Source organism: Sphingomonas baiyangensis, assembly GCF_005144715.1.
Lineage (GTDB): Bacteria > Pseudomonadota > Alphaproteobacteria > Sphingomonadales > Sphingomonadaceae > Sphingomonas > Sphingomonas baiyangensis.
This window is the reverse complement of record NZ_SWKR01000002.1, coordinates 814,005-834,298: the sequence shown is the minus strand read 5'-3', so window position 1 is coordinate 834,298 and position 20,294 is coordinate 814,005. Positions and strand designations below refer to the sequence as shown.

The following is a 20,294-nucleotide window of genomic DNA, read 5'->3' as shown; positions in this document are numbered from 1 at the left end:
GCCCCCTAAGCCTCGAACGAGTAGATGCGACGGACGCGCAGGCCGGGGAGCGCGCGCTCCCACCGGCGCGCGCTGACGAAATCGACGCGGCTGCACTGAGCCTCGCGGGCGATCGCCTGCAGCTGCGGCATGAAGTCCACCGCGCGGGCGTCGGTTTCTTCCGACGCGATCCAGACGTGCAGCGCGCGGTCATAGGCGGTCGCGGCCACCTGGAGCACCACGAAGCATCCCAGATCGGGCGTCGCCCACAGCCATGCCGTGCCCGCGAGGATCTCGGCAAACACGTCGTCGGCGATCCACGCTTCGGCCTGCTTGGTCGCGATCGCCTCGACACGCGGGCGGATACGCTGCCACACGCCGCGCAGCTCGGCGGGAGCGATATGGGCAAGCACCGTCATGGCCGGCCGCCGATCGGTCGGGCCGCCACCGCGCCGGCATCGCTGACCGTTAGCGCCCAATAGCTGCCGTCGGGCGAGCGGAGCACCAGCCGGCGGTCGCCATCCAAGATGACGTCCTCGTCCTGCGCCTGCCGCTGCTTGCGCTCGAGATTATCGACACGGCGCTTCTCGCGTTCCATGTCCTGCAGCTCGCGCGGGCTCATCGCAGCCCCCCGCCTTGGATCGTGAGCAGCGGCGCGCCGAGCTCCCACCGCCCGGAGACACCGGCGATGCGCAACTGCACCTCGCGTGCCGCTATCGACAGGTCGATTTTCTCGACGCTGGAATCGAACGGGTAGGGGCCGAACGACATCGGCGGGCCGCCGGGATAGTCGCGGGCGATCACGGTCAGGTCACAACCGCCCGAGCCGGGCTCGAGATCGGGCCAGAACGCCGACAGCTCGGTCAGACGCTCGCCAACGCCGATCGTGAGCGGGTGCGACAGCACGAAGCTGGGAATCGGATCGCCAGCGGCGTCGTCGCCGACCTCATGCTGGAAGATCACGCCCGCTGCATCGACGCCGAGCGGCTTGGGGAAGATGCCGGCATCGAGCCACGCCAGTCGCGGCAACGTGCCCTTGGTCCACGTCCCCGTCTCGTAGCTGAACACCACCGCGCGATCGACCTCGGCCGACCCCGCCGACGGATAGAAGAACCACACCTCCCCGAACTCGACGTTCGTGCGCGCGACGCACTTCACGCGCTGGTCGAGATTGATGTCGCGATAGACGTAATCCCACAGCTCGCATGGCAGGGGCCGCACGATGCCGTCGAACACGAAGAAATTATCGCGCCCCATCCAGTAGGCGAGGCCGCCGCGCGCGTCGTTCAGCACCGCGACCGCGTGCGGGCCGAGCGCGCCGCAATTCGAGCCGATCCGGCGCTGCGAATAGACCAGCGCGTTCGAGAGCGGCGCGAACTCGAACAGCTCGGTTTGCGTCCATGCGAGCACCGAGCCCGCGACGCGGCGTCCGCACTGGAACGGCGACGTCGCCTGCATGTCGTAGCTGCCCGCGCGATTGCTCGACCGCGGCGACCAGTCCGAGCGATTCTCGCGATCTGACCAGCGCACGAGGTTCGGGTTGCCGTCGCAGCCGAAGGCGAACACATGCCGCTCGTCCGACACGCAGATCGCCGCCGCCTTCGGAGCGTTCGCAACCAGCGTCATCGGGTCCGCATCATACGGCGAGTGCTCGTAGATCGAGCCGTCGCCGGTGAAGCAGCCGAGCAGGATTTCGCCGAACGCGTCGAACGTCCACGTCGTCGCTTTCAGGGGGATGCCGCCCGACGTGCGCGGAGTGCCATAGGCGCCGCCGCCGAAGGGGCCGACGCTGTACCCCATGCCGATTGTCGCGCTCTCATAGCCTTCCACGATCGTCGTCGGCGTGATGTCGATCAGCATCGAGCCGTCGTACCGATAGACGTGCGAGTGCGTGCCGAGCGCCGCATAGCTCGCGAACAACGTGTTCGGTTGCCAGGCGAACATATCGCGCGCCTTGCCCTCGATCGGGCCGCCATCAACATCGGCTGCGACCCAGCCGCCCATCTGCGCGGGCACGCCGTCGCGGAAGCGCACGAAGTCGCCATCGACCCAGCGCGCTTTCGACGCACGCCGCGAGCGGTTGGCGAACAGGCCGGGCGCGAAGCCGATCTCGGTTTGCGCGAACGTCACGGCGCCGGCGGCTCAAGCGCGCGCAGGCGATCGTCGATATGGATCAGCGCCGCGATCAGCTCGGCGATCAGGCCGTTGTAATTGACGCGCCGGTACGTGTCGGGGCCGACCGTCACCAGCCGATCGAGCCCCGCCTGCTCAAGCCGTTGCGCGATGACGCCGAACTCGGGGACGCCGTTGCGCGTATAGCTGTGCGCCCCGACCGCGCGCAGCGCCGTCAGTGCCGTCTCCCCGTCGATTTCCTCGATGTCCTGCTTGAGCGCCTGATCCGACGAGGTGAAAAACGCCACCGCCGTTGCGTCGCCCGCGAAAAAACCGTCGCCACCCGGAACGACAGCGAAGTCGGGCGTGGCGCCGAACCCGACGCGGAATTGCGGGCCGACCATGACGCTGCCGTCGGCATGGCCCATAATGTAGCTGACCGACCCGACGAACGGCGTGAACCGCCAGCCGGGCGAGGCACCCGCTGTGCCCGCGAACGCTGGCGGCGCGGATGCGCGCACGTCGCCCGGTTGCACGAGCGTCGTGATGCTGTTCGTCGCCGCGAAGATCGGATCGAGCTTGGTGGCCTTCGAGAAAATCTCGGCGTCGGCCTTCACCCAATTCGCGTTCAGCTTCGCGCCCCACGTATCGGCCGAGCCGCCGACTTCGGGCAGGTTGAACTCGAGGTTCAGCGTGATCGTGTCGGGCATCAATAATCCCCCGCGCCATGCGCCGCGATGTGCAGGCGAATGTCGGGCACGACGAAGCCGCCGTGCGCATCGCCGGCCGCGTCATCGTCCTCGTTCATCAGGGTTTCGACGTGCGCGTCGTAGGCCGCACGCTGCCGCGCCGCTTCGGCCTCGTTCTTGAGATAGCTCAGCGCGACCAGCGAGCACGCCCATGCGATGACGGGCGCCGTGCGCGTGGTCAGGTGCAGCGGCGGTGCCTCGATCGCCTGCGCCACGTCGAGCGGCGTCCGCGAGCGGTACAGGATCTCGAACTGCGTTCCCGCCGCCACCTTGCAATCGAGGTGGATGCGATCGTCGCCCAGCGCGTACGCCTGGGGACTGCCGACATAGGTGCCGCGTGCCGACGCGCGCGCCGCCGCGATCGAAATCGGCGTGAGCAGATCATAGCCGCGTGGTCCCGACAGATAGGACAGCGCGTTCACCGCGCCGCAATCTGCCGGCCGCTCGATCGTCTGCGTTTCGGCATCGGCCGTGATCGTCGCGGGGACGTTCTGCAGCCAGAGCCAGCGCCGCTCGCTCTCGAGCTTGCGCAATGCGGCGTGGAGCGCCCGGTCGGCAACGTCGTCGGGCACCCCCGCCGTACCCGGTCGCCACAGATCGGTCCGAACCTTGGTTCGGGCGTCGGCCCAGCTGAGCGGATCGCCGCCCGAACCATAGATGATCGGCACGCCCCACGCCCCCCGCGGTTACGATGCCTGCCGAAGCAGATCGTAACGCAGCGTGGCCGATGCGCTGACGTTCGCGCCGCCAACGATCGCGTACAGCTTCGAGCCCGCCGCATAGTCGACCGGGCCGATGGTGTTGCCGTTCACCTTCGATGCGCCGCCCGCCGTGGTGGCGCCGGTGATATCGACGTTCGTGGTGCCGTCTCCGACCGCCAGCTTGACGGTAGCGCCGGCGCCGAGCGTGGCCGAGACTGCGAGATCGACCTTCACGAGCGTACCGGCGCGATTGAACGTCTGCAGCTCGATCAGGTCGCCGTTCGCGACGCCCGCCGCCGGTACGACGACGGAACGCTTCTGGTGATGAGTGCCGACATCGAGCGCGGGCGTCAGCGTGGCCGCCAGCGCGAGAGTATTGATGATAGCCATGTGGTTTACCCCTGCATGGGAAGGGGAGCCGGGCGACCGGCTCCCCGATCCCCGATTACGTGAGCGGCGCCGCCGCGGTGTCGAACGCGAACACGCCGAAGTCGGACTGGCCCTCGAAACGGACCTTCGACATGCCCCAGATCATGGTCATGCCGCTGCCCAGATACTTGCCGTAGTCCTTCTCCTTCTCGACCACCTTGGTGCGGCCCTTGTCATCGGCGCCGACGCCATGCGCCACCACACCGGCCTGCGCCCCGAGCAGCAGCCCGCGAGCCGCACGCACGTTGCCGCCGGCGCCGTAGTCGCTGAAGGTCTGGATGCGCGTCGATTCGACGAGGATGATGTCGTGGTACATGCCCAGCGCCGCACCCCAGATCGGGTTGTCGCTGACCTTGCCGCCCATCATCGCGGCCTTCTGGATGTCGAGCCACTGGCCGGTCGACGTGTTCGTGCGCAGCGACGTCACCTGCCACGGATGCAGGATCGCGACCCACGCCTGCTTGCCGTCGAACAGCCCCTTGCGCATCGTCGGCGATGCCAGCTTCGCGCGCTCGGCGAGCTTGTCGAGCACCGTCAGCGTCATGATGTCGGTCGCCTGCAGCGCGGCCTTTGCCGCGACGCCGGTGCCGCCATAGACGATGCGATCCGCCGAGGGCGCGAGCAGCGGATTGCCGCCGAGCATCCCCGAGGGGTGATACTTCGATACGCCACCGGGGCCGGTGCCAGCACCCGACAGCACCTCGAAGAACGTGGTGTCGAGATATTCCTCGAGCCACTCCTGCTGCGCGGCCTTCATGTCCTCGCGGACATTCGCCATCGTGCGGTTCTCGGAAAGGTTGAGGTCGACCTGGAAGGCGTGACGCTTCTCGCCGAGGTTCAGGTCGAAGTGCTTGTAGTCGAGCCCTTCTTCCTTGCCTTCGAGCGTCTCATTGTCCTGCACGCCGATGCCCGTCGGGAGCATACGGATGCGGAAGCGAATGCGATCGCCTTCCTTCTTGAGCTCGTCCTTCACCTGGACGATGGCGCGATCGGACTTGCCGGTCAGCTTGCCATAGGTCGTTGCCTTGACCGCATCGGCGAATGCCTTGCGTGCCCAGACCTTCACTGCCAGCGGATGGCTGGCCGGAAAATTGGTCGATGCCATGATGTGAGGCCCCCCGGCCTGATTGGATTGCAACAGAGACGGATTTCGATCGTGAGGCCGATCGGAGCCGCTGCGCGTGAAGTGCGCGATCCTGTTGCACCCAATGAGGCCGGGCGCCTGCCGCTACCCGTAAGGCCGGGCGGGGCCGCTGCCGGTTACGCCGGCGAGGCGGACTTCGATCAGTCGTCCCGCATGACGCGGTAGATCAGATCGTCGTCGGTTTCCGGTTCCGGCTTGACCTGCTTCATCGCAACCAATTGCGATTGCAGGCGTTCGCTGTCCCGTGCAGCGATGCATATCACCGAAATCGTTTCGATGCCAGCGAGTTGCGCGGCGGCGAGCGCTTCGTACCCCTCGACCAGCGACGGCGCGACGCCCTGCTCGGCGCTGCGCAGGAAATATACGGGAGCACACTGACCTTCGGTCCCACGCATCTGCTCTGCCAGATCGCGAACCGCGGGGCTGTTCTGCAGCGCCACGATCCGGTCGAGGGAATGGAACCCCATAAGACCCAGCACGCCCACGAGGCGCAGTCGCAGCCGGGTCCCTTCGATGAGGCCCAGATGCACCCGCTCCGGGGCGGCGATGGTAGCCCAATCCGCCGGGGCGGCGGGCAGGGGGGCGGCCGGCGGCGGCGCCGCCGGCTCCGGCTGGACTTCCGGAGGGCTGACCGGCGCGGGCGCCGCAACAGCCGCGGTTTCCGCCGGCTTGGGGTTGGTCCGTCGCGGCGCGCGCGCCGCGCTGGGTGCCTTCTTCGCGCCCCTGGCTTTCGTGGTCGGCATCGTCAGTATGCTCCCTTCATCGACCGGCACGCCCACTGGCTCCGGTCAACACCCGTCAGCCCATGATTCGGGCGATATCTTCTTCCGAAAGCGCGTCGAAATCCTTGTCGCTGAGGTTCAGCATGTCCTGCAGCTGTTGCTCGGCCGTTTTCGCGGCACTCGCGCTGCGCCCCGGCGCCGATGACAGCGTGTTCGGCGGCGGTGGCGCAGTGAGGCGCGGATCAGTCGCCTGCACATCGGGCGCCGTCCGCAACAGCTGGCCGGTACGGTCGATGACGCCGGCCTTCATCAGATTGCCCGCGACGCTCGCGAGGTGCAGCATCACCAGATCGCGCCCGTCGCTGATACCGCGCACCTCCTCAGGCGAATATCCTATCTCGACGCCGAACTGCTGCATCAGCGGCGCGCGCTGTGGCAAATCGGGGATGTATTGCGAGGCGAAGTGGAACGCCTCCTCCGCGCGCGCCTCCTGCTCGACGCGATCGGCGGCCTCCTTCGCCTCGCGCTCCTCGGCGTCGAAACGCTCCTGCGCGAGCCGGCGCGTCGCGGCGTCGGGATCGTTCTGCAGCTGCTCGTCGAACTCGCGCCGGCGCTGTGAGACATTCTCGACCGCCGCGTCGCGCGCCGCGCGCGCCTGCTGGATGCGCTGCAGCACTGCGTCGCGCTGCTCGGTCGCCTTGCGCTGCTCGAACGCCGATCGGTTGGCGCGCTGCTGCTGCTGGTACGCGATCCGCACCAGCTCGTCGGTCGAGCGGCCCTGATACTGCGCAGCGAACTGGCGATATCGCTCGTCCTCCTCCGGGTCGCCGGGTGCGGGCTGGGCGCCGGCCGGTGCCGGTGCGGCTGGCGCGGCCGGTTCGGTGGCCGGGGCATCGGTGGCGGCCGCCGCGCTGGCTGCATCGGTTCCCTCGGGCTCGGCGGCGGGCGGCGGCGTGTTGTCCGCCATCGCTGCCAGCTCCTCGGGGGTGAATTCTTCGTCATAGGCTCCGGGCATGGTCGATCCTTACTGTGCGGGAGGGGCGGCCATCGGCGGGCCGGGGAGGGGTGGCGCCGCGCCGGGCGCCGGCAGGAACGGGTTCGGCATCCCCGGCTCCCAGCCGGGCGGCGGCACCGCACCTTCGAGCGTCAGCTTCCACGCCACATACCGCTTCCACGTCTGGCGGATGTGCGGCGGGATCGGGAGCAGGTCGACGAACTCAGGCGTGATCGGCATCCCCGATTTCATCATCGCGGGCAGCACCGTCTGCAGGACGTAAAGCGCCTCGAACCGATCGTTCATGCTCTCGTCGGATTCGCCGACGCTGATGTCGTACCGGCCGATCTGCATGTCGGCCGACATCACGACATCCTCGGCCTTGCCTTCCGGCCCGATGACGCGCAGCCGGCGGCCTACCGAGACGTATTTCTGGATGTACGCGAGCAGCACCGTGCCGAGCGCGTGCTTCGTCATGCGGTGGTTGTCGAAGATCGGCGCCAGCACCGTGCGCGCCGCCTTCTTGCGCTTCTCCATCACGACACCGGCGTCGCTGCCCTGCCGCTGCCCCGTCATCTCTACGTTCACGCCCGAGATCGCGCGCATCGTCTGGGGGCGCGCATCGGCCATCTCGATCAGGTGGCGCGAGATCGGCTGGACGGGTATCGGCTCGGGCTTGCCGCCGCGCGACTGGTTGTATTCCAGCAGCGAGCCGGGTTGCGCGAGCTTGTTCTGCCACTCGACCTTGTTGTGGAACGAACCCTTGGGCCCCATCCACGACGACTTCGGCTGCAGCTGCATCATCTGCACGATGACCGACTGCTCGACATTGTGCTGCAGCTGCACGTCAGTAATCGGCCGGACCAGCCCGAAATACTCGCCCTCATCCTTGTCGAAGAACGCCCGGAACGGAACGTACGGCACGCGCTTCAACCGCGGCATCGGCGAGGGCTGCTTGTCGAGCAGCTCGCGGTAGACCGAGAACGCCTGATAGAAGCGCCGCACCGGGCGCTCAACCGCCTCGATCGGCGGCGGCATTTCGGGAACGGGCGGCGCGGCCGGCGCCGGCATACCGGGTATCATCGCTGTCATCGGCGGCGGGGCCAGCGCCGCCACACGTGCCGCCAACACCTGCTGTACCTGCTCGGCACGCGCGGCTTTCAGCGCCTCGAACTCCTCGGGCGTCTTTTCCTCGAGCAGCCCCGTCGCGTCGTCGCGCACTACCCAGCCGGGCTCGATCTGGTGCCACCACGTTTCCATGACGGTCCACAGCTTCGTCTTGCTGTCGTAGTGCTTCGGCGTGTCGATGCGGCCCGGCTCGCTGTAGATGTCGCGATAGCCCGAGCCGTCGGTTTCGGTGCCGGGATCATGCGCGATTACGGCCTGCGTCAGCCGCTCGACCGATCCCGGCCACCGAGCTTCCAACTCCTCGGCCGTCATCTGCTTCTGGCGGATGAAATACCGGCTGTCGCTCGACACCGGGCACTTCGCCAGCGGATCGTCGAACACCTCGCAGTCATCGACCAGCTCGAGCTTGATCTTCCCCTCGGGGTCATCGAAGAAATCGACCTCGGGAACGATCCACGCCTCGCCACAGATCGTGCCGTCGCGGAATTGCCGCGAGAGCGTGAACTCGCCCCCGCATTGCTGCATGATCCATTTCAGGATCCGGTTCAGCCCCCAGGCGGCGCCATCGTCCTCGCCCCCGTTGCCGAAATACTTGATGTCCTGCCGTTCTTCGCGCTCCTCGCCCTCGACGGCACTGATGATCGTCAGCACCATGTTCAGCGTTAGCGCCGGCCGGTTCAGCTTCTTCGCGAGCGCCTCGTCGCCCTCGTCCCACTGGCGGCCGGCATAGACCCGGAAATCCTTCTTCCGCTTCTTCGCGGCGGGCGCCTTCGCCGACGACGATTCCTTGAACCATGCCCAGATGCGCTGAACCAGCTCCTCATCGGGTAGCTGGAACGGACCCAGCGGCTTTTGCTCCCCCGCGCTGTCCTGCGGCGATTCCGCGACCGCGACTGCCTGCTCCATTGTCACCACCCCATCCAGCTATGCGCGCGCGCGGGCTCGCGATAATCATCCCGCCACATGTCGTTGTGCCGCTCGGGCAGCAGGTCGAACGGGACCGCGAACGTCAGCGCCAGCCCGTCGCCGACGTCGGGCGACTTCACGCCACGCCGGCGCATCTCGTCCTTCGTTTCGAGGCGCAGCTTGTTCGTCGAACCCGACGGTTTGCGCTTCACCGAGCACAGATCGTCGTTCAGATCGGGATCGTTCGGCAGCTCGACCTCGCCCTCGAGCCATTCCTTCGTCAGCGCCCACATCTCGCAGCGCAGGTTCGTGTAGAGCTCGGGCTCGTTCGCCGCCTGCCCGGTGTTCACGCCCCAGACCTGATCGGCGTATCCCATATCCTCGAGCGTCTCGACGACGCCGACGCCCATGCCGATTTCCTCGATCACGACGTTCGCGCGCAGGCCCTGATCCTCGCGATACCAGATGACCTCCTCGGCGATCCGGCGCGCGAAATCGGTTGTGCGCTCGCCGCGCAGCTTGCGGATGCCGTCGAGCACCTTGCGCCCGCGGCGCGGAACGATCGTCGAGCGGTCGTTGACGTGGCCGACGTCGACGCCGAGCACCAGCGGCCAGCGATCGAACATCTTCACTTCGCGCTCCATCGCGCGGGTGACGAACTCGCGCGGGATGAACTGCGCGCTATCAAACCGGGGCGGCAGGCCGGCGACGCGAACGCGATATTCGTCGCTGTCCTCGCCGAGCTGCGCCTTCATCTCCTCGACCCACGACGGATCGACGAACGGGCTTTCCCAGCTCGGAACGACGAACCCGTTCCACATGCCGCGCTCGATGTCGCCCGGCTTGCGCGCCCTCAGCTTGCCGTGGCACGTCTCGTAGAAATAGCCCTCGTTCCGCGTGCTGTTGCCCAGCAGCAGCCACCGCGCGCCGGGCGTCGTCATCGCGCCAGCGAACACGTTGAAGATCACGCGGGCAATCGCGGACGCCTCGTCGAACACGCCAAGCACATGCTGCTCGTGCGTGCCCGCGAACGCCTCCGGGTTGTTCTCCGACCACGCCAGCGCCACCGCCTGCGCCGTCGGATCGTTGAACATTGTGAAGGTCGACGCCTTCCAGTCGAACCAATCCTTGTTTTTCGCCTGGCCGTTCACCTTCGCCAGCTCGCGCCACAGCTTCTTCTGCAGCTGATCCTCGGTGTTCGCGGTCGCCACGATCGCCGGCCGGGGCCGCGTCGAGATGAACCAGTGGATCGCCGCCGCCGCGAGGCCCGTCTTGCCGATGCCGTGACCGGCCGCCACCGCCGTTCGCTTGTACCGCATCAGGCTCTCGCCGACGCGATCCTGCCATTCGGCGTCCGCCATCCCCAGAATGTCGCGCCGATACCCGTTGAAATCGTCGCGGTACGTCTTGGCGATGAACTGGATGAACTCGCGCGTCCGCGTCGGCGAAGGTGCCCCGCTCACAGCTTTAACCCGATCGAGATCGTCTGTTGCGAGCCGGTCGCCCACTCGCCGCACCAGTCCGCTTCCTGCGACATGTTCCGCTGGATGCGCCCCGCATCGGGCGCGTCAGCCCGCGGCGGATAGCGGCGACACAGCCCCACCTTCCGACCCGCCGCCATCCGCGACCAGAACTTGCAGTCCGAGCATGTCGCCACCCCCCGAACCCCCTATCCCGGCGCCAGCATCGCATCGGCACAAGTCGCCGACGCCTGCTCCACCGTCCGCTCGCCCCCGAACACGCACGACGTCGAGAACCGCGCCCGACCATCCCGCCCGACGAGAAACAGCAACCGCTGACGAAGCCCCGTCCCGCGCAACGCCACAGTTTCCCATCGCGCCCGCAGGCCCTGCTTCGACGCAGCCGCTTCCAGCCGGGCGAGCACGTCCGTCATCGCGAAGCAGGAACGATGAAGTCGTAGATGCGCGCGGCGCGACGCAGAATGTCGTCGATGCTGCGATCCGGCGTTGTCGCCAGCTCGATCGCACGGATGCGGTGATAATCTTCGTTCCCGCCCAGCGTGCTGCAAGCGCGGTTCGCTTCGACCGGCGTTCCAGCCAGCTTCTCGCGAAGTGCGTAGCCCATGAGCGGCCACACCTGCCGAACCGCATCCTCGTAGGCGAGCTTGCGGCCCAGCTCCTCGTCGAAGTTCTCAGCCGACGCCGGCGCGCTCTTGCCGATGATCGTGAAGCCATTGCGCAAAACCAGCAGGCAGATCGTCAGCACATCGAGCGAGGGCGCCGTCGGGGCCGGCTGCTCGACGAGATCGCGGCCCAGACAGAACGACTTGGTGGCAATGTTCGCCTCGATATCACCCAGCGACACCCGCGGTGCCGTTCGACCGTCGGCGCATTCCCTTTCGGTCAGTTCCAAGCTGTCCATCGTCGTTTCCTCTCGGCGAAATCCCCCAGCCCGTTCAGTCATCGAACAGGCTTTCAGGGGTGGAAGGCGAATGTTCGGAGGAGGGGGGAGGTATAGAGACGTGGCCGGGGACGGGACCCTGGCGCTCTGCCCCCCCCCTGGGGGTGCCGGCGGCCGGCGCGGGCGCTGCCGGCTCGGCGTCGATCGTGACGCCCGAAATGTCCGGCATATCGTCACCAATGCCGGACAGTTTGCCCACATGCCGGATGCGTCCGCTCTCGTATGCGCTGCCGATCTGCGCATCGAGGGCCTCACGTCGCTCCTCTCGGCTGCGCTTGCGTTCCCATACCTCGGCGATCGCTGCCTGCGCCGATGCGCCGTTGACCTGCACGTTGACCTGAACCGCTGGACCGTCGCTCTTGGGCTTCAATCCGCCACGATCGAGCAGCGCGGACGCCGCTTGGACGCGCGCTCGAGCGTCTGCGGTGACATCGCAGCACACATCGACCAGCGTTCGGATGGCGATCGGCAGGAACGACTGCACGTTGGACACGCACAACCGGCGCACCTCGGCCATGACGGAGGCGTTGACGAGGCACTTGTGCGCGGAGGTGCTGGGGCTCGCATAGTCGGCCAGCACTGCGGCCTTATACGAGTTGCCACCTGTCAGCACGAAATACTGCGCCCACAGGCGCTGCTGGGCGCTCAGGCGGTGCCCACCGTGACCGACGGGACCGCTAACACTCTCCAACGCATTGGCGTTTTCGAGCAATTCCGTGCGCTGAGCCTCGACGTCTTGGTCTGGCGCTGACTGTGAGGCGGCGTCCTGCAACATGGGCAGGCGGGATATCATCGAAGCGGTATGAAAGATACCGAAACTGTGAGGCGGGCGGGGTGAAACCGAGCGAACCGCTGAAACCGAGTTTTCTTATAGAGCCTTATTTCGTAAACACCCGGGCGCGCGCATGGGGGGTTTTCAGGAGGGGTTTTTGTGAGGGGTCTGTGTTTCGCAGAATAGTGCTCTATGGGAACATGGGTTGCGTCGGTTTCACGGTTGCAGAAGGGCCGCTCGCGCAGGGTGGTCGGGGCCGAGCCAGACGCGCTGTTCGTCGCTGGCGCGGATGGCCTGGCGGAAGCCGATGTGGAGCATCTGCAGATCGACGGACAGGCCGAACGTCGGGTGATGATCGCCGCGACTGACAGCCGCGACCAGCTCGGCCGTCGTATATTCGCCGTCGGGCTGTATCACGCGGGAAAGCTGGTCAATTAGCCACTGCTCGCGTTCGTTCTCGCGGATCGCGCGCGGGCGACCGGGCGGGCGGCTGTAGCCGGATGCGGCAGGCTTCGAGCCGCTGCCGGCCACCGACTGGCCGGGCCTAGCGATGGGCTCATAGCGGCGACCTTCGAGCCAGCACGACATGACCGCGATCACAAGATCGGTGGCGCTTCGATGGTCCGCGCGGGCGGCTTCCTGCAGCCGAGCCTTGAAATCTGCGGGCACGCGCATTTCGAGGCGCTCATTCTGTGCGGCTGGCATCCGGCATATCCTACCTGTGTCGATGGGGTTGTACGGATGCTGTACGTATTTCATACGGCATCAGTTGACAAGGGTATAAAACATACCCTACATGCCGGTTGCGGGCATCGTTGCCCGCGCTTCTCGCCAGAAGGAACACCGATATGCGCGCTATCCTGATTGATCCGGTCGCCGAGACTGTGACCGAAACCGACGTCGCCGAGGGCCTCGCCGCGCTCAAGGCCGCGCTTCAATGCCAGTGGATCGACATTCGCTCGGTGGGCAAGGATCGCGCCGGGCGTCCGGTCGATCTCATCTGCGATGACGAGGGCCGTCTGATCGACGGGCAGCGTTGCTTTCAGATGGGCGCGCTCCTGATCGCCGGGCGCGGGCTGCTGCTCTCGCACGATGATGAGGGCGCGACGACGGCTTGCGGGCTGTCGCTGGCCGACGCCGAGCGTCCGATCCGCTTCCATCCCGAGGGCTATGACTACACGCCGCCGCCGCCGATGGTGGTCGGGTTCTCGTCGTTCGAGATGCTCAAGTTCCTCGCCTGACAGCATCCCCAGCGCTCCGGGTTCGCTCGGGGCGCTCAGGATGCGGCCAGCGCCGCGTCATCGCCAGAGGAGAGACGAGATGTTGAATGTGAACGACGGAGACAAGCAGCGTGTGGTTCGGCTTGGTGACGTGCTGCGCTGCTCGACGGTCGCGCGGATGCGCCCGAACGATATCGTTGCCGCCCATGCCTATGCCGGGTGCGTGGGCGAGGTGGTGACGCGCTGCCGGGACAGCGTGCGCGTGCGCTTCGCGGATGGGGCGATCGGCCTCGCATTCGTGGGCGAGATGGTCGACGAGCCGCTGTCCGCACCGTCGAGCCCGATCGCTGCCGCTTGGGCCATCACGGCCGAGGCGTGCGCGAAGGATCCCGAGTTGGCCGAGGCGTACGCCGCCCACGGCATGAAGCTGGCCGCCTGATATGACGACGCCTCGAGCCTTCGGGTTCGGGGCGTCGCGCTTCCAAGAGGAGCCGATACGATGACAAAGAGTTTCACGGCGGACACGTTCAGGGCTGAGCTTACAAAGGCGATGCCGGGCTACCAATGGACCGTCCATCGGGCACCGAAGGACGCTGTGCAATTGCGCGCGACAGGAATCAAAACGAGCGGCTTCAACCGCATCTCCACGCTCTGCGTGGATCGTACTACAGCTCGCGGTTTTCCTTGGTATTCGGCTAGATGCGCAGGCTTTGGCACACGCGCACCTTTTCTCGGCGAGTATAGTGACGGAACGCTCTTGCGCACTCTTAGCGGCCTACAGCGCTATTTCGAGCAAAAGGCTAACACCTATGCGGCTCACGCCCGGCAGATAAAGAGCGCAAGGCCGGGTGCCGAGGACGAGAAACTGTGACCGCCGGCGCCAAGAACATGTTCGGCGTCTATACGCCGCACGAAGTCCTCACGCTCGAGCGCGATCGGAAGGGGTGGCGCGGCTTGCCGGTGGCCTCGATCGAGCTGCTGCACGATTCGAGCGGCTGGCGCTCGGCGATCAACTATCAATTCATGCATGGGGATTGCGCGGGACACGGCGAGCCGTTGACCGATCGCAGTCCCCATTACCCAAGCCGGGATGCGGCGATCGCCGGTGCCGCCGAGCGACTGCGACCCGCGGCCGCGCGCCGCGACGACGGAGATGCGCGTAAGGTGCTCGCATGGCTCGACGAGCTGCAGCCCGCGCAGGCCGATCTATTCGCATCGCTGATATGACGACGCCCCCGGCATTGCTGCTGGGGGCGCCGTTCCTCGCCAGAGGAAGCCTGTTCTATAGGTTGCCCTGTGTCGCCCACCAAGAGGGCGAATAATACACCTTGACCATCGTGCCCTGCTGGCGCTCGCCGCGGGCTTTCCATTTCATTCCGCGCAGGATTGCCCCGACGCGGCGCAGCGCGCGCGGATCCTGCTTGTCGTAGCCGAGGTTCAGCGCGCCCGTCATCAGCTGCGCGATCGTCACATAGTCGAACACGTTGTCGGCCAGATAGCGCCGGATCGCGGTTTCCCAAGGGTCGACGTCGCGGCGCGCTTCCTGCTCTTGCGCGGCTTGCTCGATGATCGGCTGTTCAGTCAGGTGCCACGGCTCGCGCTCATGATAATAGGCGACCGCTTCGGCCCATAGCTGGTCGCGATCGCGAAGGATCGCGTCGAGGTTCACCGCCCGCACCTCGACGGGCCAGAAGCGCCGGCCGCCGGTGGGGTCTTTCAGATAGCCGGTGCCTTCCTCCGGGTTCACCGATCCGACGAACACGCACCGACGCGGGATGCTGACGGGCAGGCGGCCGAACGGCGGGCGGAACTTGTCGACGACGCGCGAGAGGAACTTCTTCACGTCGCCCACGTCGGCCTTTGAGAGCGCGGCCAGCTCGGCGACCTCGACAACCCACGCGCCTGCCAGCTGCTGGAAACTGTCCTTCGAGTGGAAGTCGGGCAGGTGGTCGACGAAGAACCGATCTTGGAACAGGAATCGGATCATCGTTGATTTGCCGATGCCCTGTTCGCCTTCGAGGATCAGCATCGTGTCCATCTTCGAGCCGGGATCGAGCGCGCGCGCGACGGCACCGATCATGAACTTGCGCCCGATCGTCGACACGAACGGGGAAGCGTCGGCGCCGGCATAGTCCGCCAGCCATGTGTCGAGCCGCGCTTTGCCATCCCATTCGATGCCGGTCAGATAGTCTTTTAGCGGGTCATGGGTGTGTCGGCGCGCTTCGGCGAGCATCTCGTCGGCGACGTCCGATTTCTTCGATCGGAAATGGTCCGCGTGCATGATGCGCCGGAACTCGGCGACGTGGTGGTCGCCCATTTCGTTGCCGTCGAGCTCGACCGCCTGGGTGAAGCTGTTCCACGCCAGCCGGCCGCGCATGAGGCGATGGTTTTCGATGTAGAGCGCGACGCCCTGAACGTTGGCCCCGTCGGGATTGCCGTTCGAGTTTTTCGGCAGGCGCTGGCGCCAGCTTTCGTCCTGCGCGAACTCGGGCTCGATCAGCTCGGCGCCGGGCTCCGAATCCTCGGGCTCGACCGAGCGATAGGCGCCGATAATCTGGCCGCGCACGACGGGCTCGCCCTCGCGCAGATGCAGGTCGTTGAAGTCCGTCCGGCCGCGATCGGGACCGTCGGCGAATACAGGCAGGATCCAGCGACAGCCCACGGCCTTCGCCGCCGCTTCGGCTTTCTTCGCGCCCGCGTTCACCCACGGCCGGCCGCCGCCGCGCTCGGCCCAATCGTGAGGCGCGATCGCGTCGTCGTCGCCGGCAATGAGCAGCTGCGCGTTCGGCCGGTGGCGCTGGAACTCCTTCGCCACCTCGATCAGATTGCCCGAGTTGAACGCGCAGACGACGCTCGCGCCGGTTGCCTGCCAGATCGAGAAGCCCGTCGCGACGCCCTCGCACAGCACGATCAGGCTCGCGTCGCCCTTGAGCGAGAAGAACGTGCCATCGACGCGGCCGGCTTTCAGGAACCGCTTGCCGCCGTCGTCGGCGATCATCTGCAGGCTGGTCAGCTGGGGTTTGCCCGCGTGATCGAAGGCGTACATCGGCACGACGAGGAGGGACGTACCGTCGGCCGCCGTCATGCTTCGCAGGCCGCGCGCGACCGCGATGCGCTTGCGCTCGAGATAGGGGTGCGCCTCGACTTCGGTGGAAGCCTTCTTCCATAATTCGGAAGCCCGCTCCGCAACCTCGCGATGCTTGGCCTCGCGCGCGACCTCGGCCTCGGCCTTCAAGCGTCGCTGCTCGGCCTTGATGTCGGCGCGTTCCTTCTTGGTCAGCTCGCGGCCGAAATCATGCTGCCACTGGTGTTGCTCGCCGGTTTTCCAGTCCCCGAACCAGCCGACCGGGAAGCGGCCATGCTTGAGCTTATAGAACCCGTTCTGGCGGCCCTTCTTGTCGCCGGGCGCGTCGAACCGCACGAAATCCTTTGTGTCGGCGTCGATCCGGCCGGGATTGAAGCCAGCCGCCATCATTGCGTCGAAGAAAGCGCGCTCGACTTCGGACTGTGAGGGCAGGGGAAGGACGCTCACGCGACCGCAACCTGTCGGCGGAAGGATACATCAACCCACCAAATCGAGGAGGGGCTGAGGTATCCGTTTCGGCCTCCATCTTCGTCGCTTCGAAGCGCCTTGAAAATGCGGGTTTCAAGGTCTGCAGCGGTGTGTTCGGTGAGCAGGTACGACGCATCCGATGACAGGCGCCGCTCCGCTTCTTGTCGATCGGACGTGGCACCAAGCGTGTTTAAATCACAGCCACCATCTAAACGGCGAGCCGCAGTTCCGCGCACATCCTGGTGCAGCACGAAGAAAACCGTGTCACTCACCGGAACGGCTTGCCTTCGATCCAGTCGATCGTCGGCGCGCCCTCGAAGCCATGCTCCCAGACGAACCACGCGAACGCGAGAACGCCGCCCCGATCGTCGGCGTCGGCGATGCGGGAACGCTGCATCGGCACGCGATCGGACAGCACCCAGACGCGACGCAGCGGCGTGCGCCGAAACCATGGCCCGCGCCGCTGCCCTTCGAGGAAGGCGAGGCGCAGGAACATCGCCACCTTGCCCGTCGAGTGCTGCAGCGCCGCGTTCACGAACGGCTGCGCGAGGTGGAATGGGGGATTGGTGCAGACGTTCGGCGCGCGCGATCGGAACTGGCGCAGGAAATCGACGGGAGCCTCGCCATAACCGCGGTCGATCAGGTCCGTGGACACGACGTCATAGCCCGCGTCGATCAGCACGCGCGACAGGTCGCCTTCGCCGCACGCCGGCTCCCAGATCGGCCCGTCGAACGATTCGACCGACAGCAGCGCGCGCGTGGCGCTCGGGTGCGTCGGATAGAAGCCGTGCTCCTCGCCGTTCTCGTGGTCGACGGTCTGGGCCTTCGCATAGGCGGTGTTCGGCTTGCGGCTCATTTCGCTTGCTCGCGCAGCCGCGCGACGATGCGCGCCCACAGATAGTCAGCGCGGAACTTCGACACGCCGATCGCCTTCGCAGCGGCAGACAGCGACGATCCGGCCGCGACGCGATCAGCAAGGCGGTTCATGGCCTCCTCGTCGGACATCAGCCGCCCCGCAGGATGCGCAGCGCCTCGTCCTCGCTTCGGAACAGCCCATACAGCCCCCCGGCGCGCTCGAACGCTGCTTGAAACTTCTGCTGCTGCTCGCTTTGCCGGCCAACGCGGGTCTTGGCCTCGAGCGCGAACGCGCGCCCCTCATGCACGCCGAGAATGTCGGCCGAGCCAGCCAGGCCGAACGTGATCGGTCGCGCGTCGACCAGCACCACCATGCCCTTTCGGATCGTCAGCGACTGGCCGGGGCGCGTCAGCATCCGCTGGCCCTGCCATGCCATGCCTGTGTTATTTCGCCATGCCATGACGCCCGGTTCGCGGCTGACGTCGCACAGCGCCGCTTTCAGGATCGCGCTTTCGGAGCGGTCGGTCATATCACCGCACCCCCGCGAAGATCGGCCGCGAACGGCTCCGCGCCGTCGTGCTCGGCGTCAGGATCATCATCTTCGCAGTCGGGATCGCCATCGAGCGCGTCGAGAAGCGTGATCGCGCGTTCGATCGCGGCCTCAAGCTCGGCTCTGCTGCTGCTCGGCTCTGCTGCTGCTCGGCTCTGCTGCTGCTCGGCTCTGCTGCTCATAGCGCCAGCGCCTTTCGCAACTCAGGCCAGAACGACACACCGGGGCTAACCCAAGTCGTCACGGTATCCGCCCGAACGGTTTGGCGTCGCGTGCGATACCCCACCGGATTGCCGCTGCCGTCCGGTCCTTCCCAAAGGTCGGCCTCATACTCGGCGTGCCACACACCATCCGCCTTGAACCGCCGGATTAGGCGGAACGGTCGCTTATCAGGGTGCAGGCTCACGCCGCCTTCCTCCGCTTGAACTTCTGCCGGAACTCCCACTGGTGCTTCGCCCAGCCGGGCTTGTACCCACGCTTGCGGGCAAGGGCCTCCCAATCGGCGAGCGTGACGCAGGCGCGTTCCTCGTCCTTCCGCGCGGCCTTCGCGGCGGCCTCAGCCTGCTCGGCAACGCGCTTCAACTCGAACAGGTCGCCGTCCTCGCGCTCGGGCTCGCGGGATTGAATCGGGAAGGGCGAGCCGCAGGGACAGACGGCCACCGTCGAGCGAGACACCTGATAGCAGTCGAGGCACTGGCGCACGCTGAAACCGTCGCCCGCCCCGCCGCCGCCGGCGCGCGCGGCGCGGCCTTCGAGCGTCCATTGCCGGGGATCGTCGGGCAGTCCGTGCGTGAATGCGTTGCCGGCATGGTCGCAGATGATCGCTTGCGACTTGCCCGGCATGATGCGCAGCGCGCGGCCCACTTGCTGCAGGAACAGCGACAGCGATTTCGTGGGGCGCGCGAGGCCGCAATACACCAGCCCCGGCACGTCGAAGCCCTCGCCGAACAGGTCGACGTTCGACATCACGCGCAGATCGCCCGCGCGGAACGCCTCGACGATCCGGGCGCGCTCGCTGTCCGACATCGAGCCGTCGATATGCGCGGCCGCCACACCTTCGGCGGCGAACGCCTCCGCGATATGCCGGCTATGGTCGCGCGACGCCGCGAACACGATGCCCTGCTCGCCGGGGGCGAGGCGCTGGTAATGCTCCACGACGTCGCCGACGAGCTTGGGCTTGTCCATTGCCGCGCCCAGCGCCGAACGATTGAAGTCGCCCCCGCGCTCGGGCACGCCGACCAGATCGGGCTTGCCGGGCGCGAAATACCGGAACGGCGACAGAAACCCGCGCGCGATCAGCTCGGCCGTCGAGGGGCCGTCGACCATCGCGTCGAACTGGTCTTTCAGCCCGCGTCCGTCGAGGCGCTCGGGCGTGGCGGTCAGGCCGATCAGGAACGCGCCGGGATAGGTTTCGAGCACGCGCTGCCATGTGCCCGCGACCGCGTGGTGGCACTCGTCCATGACGATCAGCTTCGGCGCCGCCACGCGCTCGAGCCGGTTCACCAGCGTCTGCACGCCGGCCAGCTGCACCAGCCGATGCGATGCCTCGGGCATCCCGCTCGCGATCAGGCCATGCTCGATGCCGGCCGAGCGGAACGTCACGCTGGTCTGCTCGATCAGCTCGCGGCGATGCACGATGAACTGGCTTCCCAGCCCACGATCGGCCGCGCCGCCCAGCATCGAGGCGGCCATGACCGTCTTGCCGCCGCCGGTCGCGAGCCGCAGCAGCACGCGCCGCGTCCCCGAGCGCATCAGCGCTCGCGCCTCGTCGAGCATCGTGGCCTGATAGTCGCGCAGCTCCACGTCAGGCGGCTTTCACCGCAGCGGCGCTGGCAAGTTCCTTGTATGTGGCGAGCCCGTTGTCGACGAACGCCTGCCAATATGGCGCGGGAATCGAGTTCGTGCGCTTCCACGCCTTCACGTTCCCAGGCGGTTGACGGATGGCGGCAGCGACCTTTGCGGGGCCGCCTTCGCGCTCGATGATCCCGGCGTGGGACGTTTCCGGCTCAGTAACCATGGGCGTTAGGTATATTTTATACCTGCTGCCCGTCAAGCACT

Annotated in this window: 27 protein-coding genes; 4 read left to right on the top strand and 23 right to left on the bottom strand. The window is 66.8% G+C overall.

Annotated elements, in window-relative coordinates; translation table 11 throughout:
• Nucleotides 1-5 precede the first annotated feature (5 nt).
• From FBR43_RS07220 to FBR43_RS07150, 15 genes are all read right to left on the bottom strand, one after another.
• Nucleotides 6-398 (bottom strand): hypothetical protein, encoded by a 393-nt coding sequence (locus FBR43_RS07220; RefSeq protein ID WP_136942523.1) that lies wholly within the window; start codon nt 396-398, stop codon nt 6-8.
• The gene (locus FBR43_RS07215) at nt 395-601 is read right to left on the bottom strand and encodes a hypothetical protein (RefSeq protein WP_136942522.1); all 207 of its coding nucleotides are present in this window, start codon (nt 599-601) and stop codon (nt 395-397) included. Before FBR43_RS07215 ends, FBR43_RS07220 begins: the two co-directional genes overlap by 4 nt.
• Nucleotides 598-2,109: a hypothetical protein gene (locus tag FBR43_RS07210; protein WP_136942521.1), complete on the bottom strand. Its 1,512-nt coding sequence runs from the start codon at nt 2,107-2,109 to the stop codon at nt 598-600. Before FBR43_RS07210 ends, FBR43_RS07215 begins: the two co-directional genes overlap by 4 nt.
• Nucleotides 2,106-2,801, bottom strand: coding sequence for a tail fiber domain-containing protein (locus FBR43_RS07205; protein WP_136942520.1), 696 nt, complete (start codon nt 2,799-2,801; stop codon nt 2,106-2,108). Before FBR43_RS07205 ends, FBR43_RS07210 begins: the two co-directional genes overlap by 4 nt.
• Nucleotides 2,801-3,508 (bottom strand): hypothetical protein, encoded by a 708-nt coding sequence (locus FBR43_RS07200; protein WP_136942519.1) that lies wholly within the window; start codon nt 3,506-3,508, stop codon nt 2,801-2,803. The genes FBR43_RS07205 and FBR43_RS07200 overlap by 1 nt, the downstream gene beginning before the upstream one ends.
• Nucleotides 3,509-3,526: 18 nt before the next feature.
• The gene (locus tag FBR43_RS07195; protein WP_136942518.1) at nt 3,527-3,931 is read right to left on the bottom strand and encodes a hypothetical protein; all 405 of its coding nucleotides are present in this window, start codon (nt 3,929-3,931) and stop codon (nt 3,527-3,529) included.
• 55 nt (nt 3,932-3,986) lie between these two features.
• Nucleotides 3,987-5,075 (bottom strand): N4-gp56 family major capsid protein, encoded by a 1,089-nt coding sequence (locus FBR43_RS07190; protein ID WP_136942517.1) that lies wholly within the window; start codon nt 5,073-5,075, stop codon nt 3,987-3,989.
• 179 nt (nt 5,076-5,254) lie between these two features.
• Nucleotides 5,255-5,857, bottom strand: a complete 603-nt coding sequence (locus FBR43_RS16115; RefSeq protein ID WP_169542529.1) for a hypothetical protein — start codon at nt 5,855-5,857, stop codon at nt 5,255-5,257.
• Nucleotides 5,858-5,912: 55 nt separating this feature from the next.
• The gene (locus tag FBR43_RS16110; protein WP_169542528.1) at nt 5,913-6,851 is read right to left on the bottom strand and encodes a hypothetical protein; all 939 of its coding nucleotides are present in this window, start codon (nt 6,849-6,851) and stop codon (nt 5,913-5,915) included.
• 9 nt (nt 6,852-6,860) lie between these two features.
• Complete coding sequence (locus tag FBR43_RS07175; RefSeq protein ID WP_169542527.1) at nt 6,861-8,864, bottom strand: portal protein; 2,004 nt, start codon at nt 8,862-8,864, stop codon at nt 6,861-6,863.
• A 2-nt stretch (nt 8,865-8,866) separates the two neighbouring features.
• Nucleotides 8,867-10,327: a hypothetical protein gene (locus FBR43_RS07170; RefSeq protein WP_136942513.1), complete on the bottom strand. Its 1,461-nt coding sequence runs from the start codon at nt 10,325-10,327 to the stop codon at nt 8,867-8,869.
• Nucleotides 10,328-10,533: 206 nt separating this feature from the next.
• On the bottom strand, nt 10,534-10,758 hold the full coding sequence (locus tag FBR43_RS07165; protein ID WP_136942512.1) for a hypothetical protein: 225 nt from the start codon (nt 10,756-10,758) through the stop codon (nt 10,534-10,536).
• Nucleotides 10,755-11,246, bottom strand: coding sequence for a Gp49 family protein (locus tag FBR43_RS07160; protein ID WP_136942511.1), 492 nt, complete (start codon nt 11,244-11,246; stop codon nt 10,755-10,757). Before FBR43_RS07160 ends, FBR43_RS07165 begins: the two co-directional genes overlap by 4 nt.
• A gap of 34 nt (nt 11,247-11,280) precedes the next feature.
• The gene (locus tag FBR43_RS07155) at nt 11,281-12,060 is read right to left on the bottom strand and encodes a hypothetical protein (RefSeq protein WP_136942510.1); all 780 of its coding nucleotides are present in this window, start codon (nt 12,058-12,060) and stop codon (nt 11,281-11,283) included.
• A 213-nt stretch (nt 12,061-12,273) separates the two neighbouring features.
• Nucleotides 12,274-12,762 (bottom strand): type II toxin-antitoxin system TacA family antitoxin, encoded by a 489-nt coding sequence (locus FBR43_RS07150; protein WP_136942509.1) that lies wholly within the window; start codon nt 12,760-12,762, stop codon nt 12,274-12,276.
• A 143-nt stretch (nt 12,763-12,905) separates the two neighbouring features.
• Here FBR43_RS07150 and FBR43_RS07145 point away from each other — a divergent pair, with 143 nt between their 5' ends.
• From FBR43_RS07145 to FBR43_RS07130, 4 genes are all read left to right on the top strand, one after another.
• On the top strand, nt 12,906-13,298 hold the full coding sequence (locus FBR43_RS07145; protein WP_136942508.1) for a DUF3846 domain-containing protein: 393 nt from the start codon (nt 12,906-12,908) through the stop codon (nt 13,296-13,298).
• Between the two features lie 79 nt (nt 13,299-13,377).
• On the top strand, nt 13,378-13,716 hold the full coding sequence (locus FBR43_RS07140) for a hypothetical protein (RefSeq protein WP_136942507.1): 339 nt from the start codon (nt 13,378-13,380) through the stop codon (nt 13,714-13,716).
• A gap of 60 nt (nt 13,717-13,776) precedes the next feature.
• Nucleotides 13,777-14,148 (top strand): hypothetical protein, encoded by a 372-nt coding sequence (locus tag FBR43_RS07135; protein ID WP_136942506.1) that lies wholly within the window; start codon nt 13,777-13,779, stop codon nt 14,146-14,148.
• Entirely contained in the window at nt 14,145-14,504 is a 360-nt protein-coding gene (locus tag FBR43_RS07130; RefSeq protein WP_136942505.1) for a hypothetical protein, read from the top strand. Before FBR43_RS07135 ends, FBR43_RS07130 begins: the two co-directional genes overlap by 4 nt.
• A 55-nt stretch (nt 14,505-14,559) precedes the next feature.
• Here FBR43_RS07130 and FBR43_RS07125 read toward each other — a convergent pair whose 3' ends face one another.
• The 8 genes from FBR43_RS07125 to FBR43_RS07095 form a co-directional block, all read right to left on the bottom strand.
• A complete protein-coding gene (locus FBR43_RS07125; protein WP_136942504.1) occupies nt 14,560-16,809 on the bottom strand; it encodes a VapE domain-containing protein in 2,250 nt (749 codons plus the stop codon).
• A complete protein-coding gene (locus FBR43_RS07120; protein ID WP_136942503.1) occupies nt 16,806-17,102 on the bottom strand; it encodes a hypothetical protein in 297 nt (98 codons plus the stop codon). Before FBR43_RS07120 ends, FBR43_RS07125 begins: the two co-directional genes overlap by 4 nt.
• The gene (locus FBR43_RS07115; RefSeq protein WP_136942502.1) at nt 17,099-17,686 is read right to left on the bottom strand and encodes a hypothetical protein; all 588 of its coding nucleotides are present in this window, start codon (nt 17,684-17,686) and stop codon (nt 17,099-17,101) included. The genes FBR43_RS07120 and FBR43_RS07115 overlap by 4 nt, the downstream gene beginning before the upstream one ends.
• Nucleotides 17,683-17,817 (bottom strand): hypothetical protein, encoded by a 135-nt coding sequence (locus FBR43_RS16545; protein WP_262708681.1) that lies wholly within the window; start codon nt 17,815-17,817, stop codon nt 17,683-17,685. Before FBR43_RS16545 ends, FBR43_RS07115 begins: the two co-directional genes overlap by 4 nt.
• Nucleotides 17,818-17,834: 17 nt before the next feature.
• The gene (locus FBR43_RS07110) at nt 17,835-18,215 is read right to left on the bottom strand and encodes a hypothetical protein (protein WP_136942501.1); all 381 of its coding nucleotides are present in this window, start codon (nt 18,213-18,215) and stop codon (nt 17,835-17,837) included.
• Nucleotides 18,212-18,418: a hypothetical protein gene (locus FBR43_RS07105; RefSeq protein WP_136942500.1), complete on the bottom strand. Its 207-nt coding sequence runs from the start codon at nt 18,416-18,418 to the stop codon at nt 18,212-18,214. Before FBR43_RS07105 ends, FBR43_RS07110 begins: the two co-directional genes overlap by 4 nt.
• Before the next feature lie 220 nt (nt 18,419-18,638).
• Nucleotides 18,639-20,039 carry a DEAD/DEAH box helicase gene (locus FBR43_RS07100; protein ID WP_136942499.1) on the bottom strand — a complete coding sequence of 467 codons (1,401 nt, stop codon included), beginning with the start codon at nt 20,037-20,039 and terminating at the stop codon, nt 18,639-18,641.
• Between the two features lies 1 nt (nt 20,040).
• Nucleotides 20,041-20,253 (bottom strand): hypothetical protein, encoded by a 213-nt coding sequence (locus tag FBR43_RS07095; protein ID WP_136942498.1) that lies wholly within the window; start codon nt 20,251-20,253, stop codon nt 20,041-20,043.
• Between the last annotated feature and the right edge of the window lie 41 nt (nt 20,254-20,294).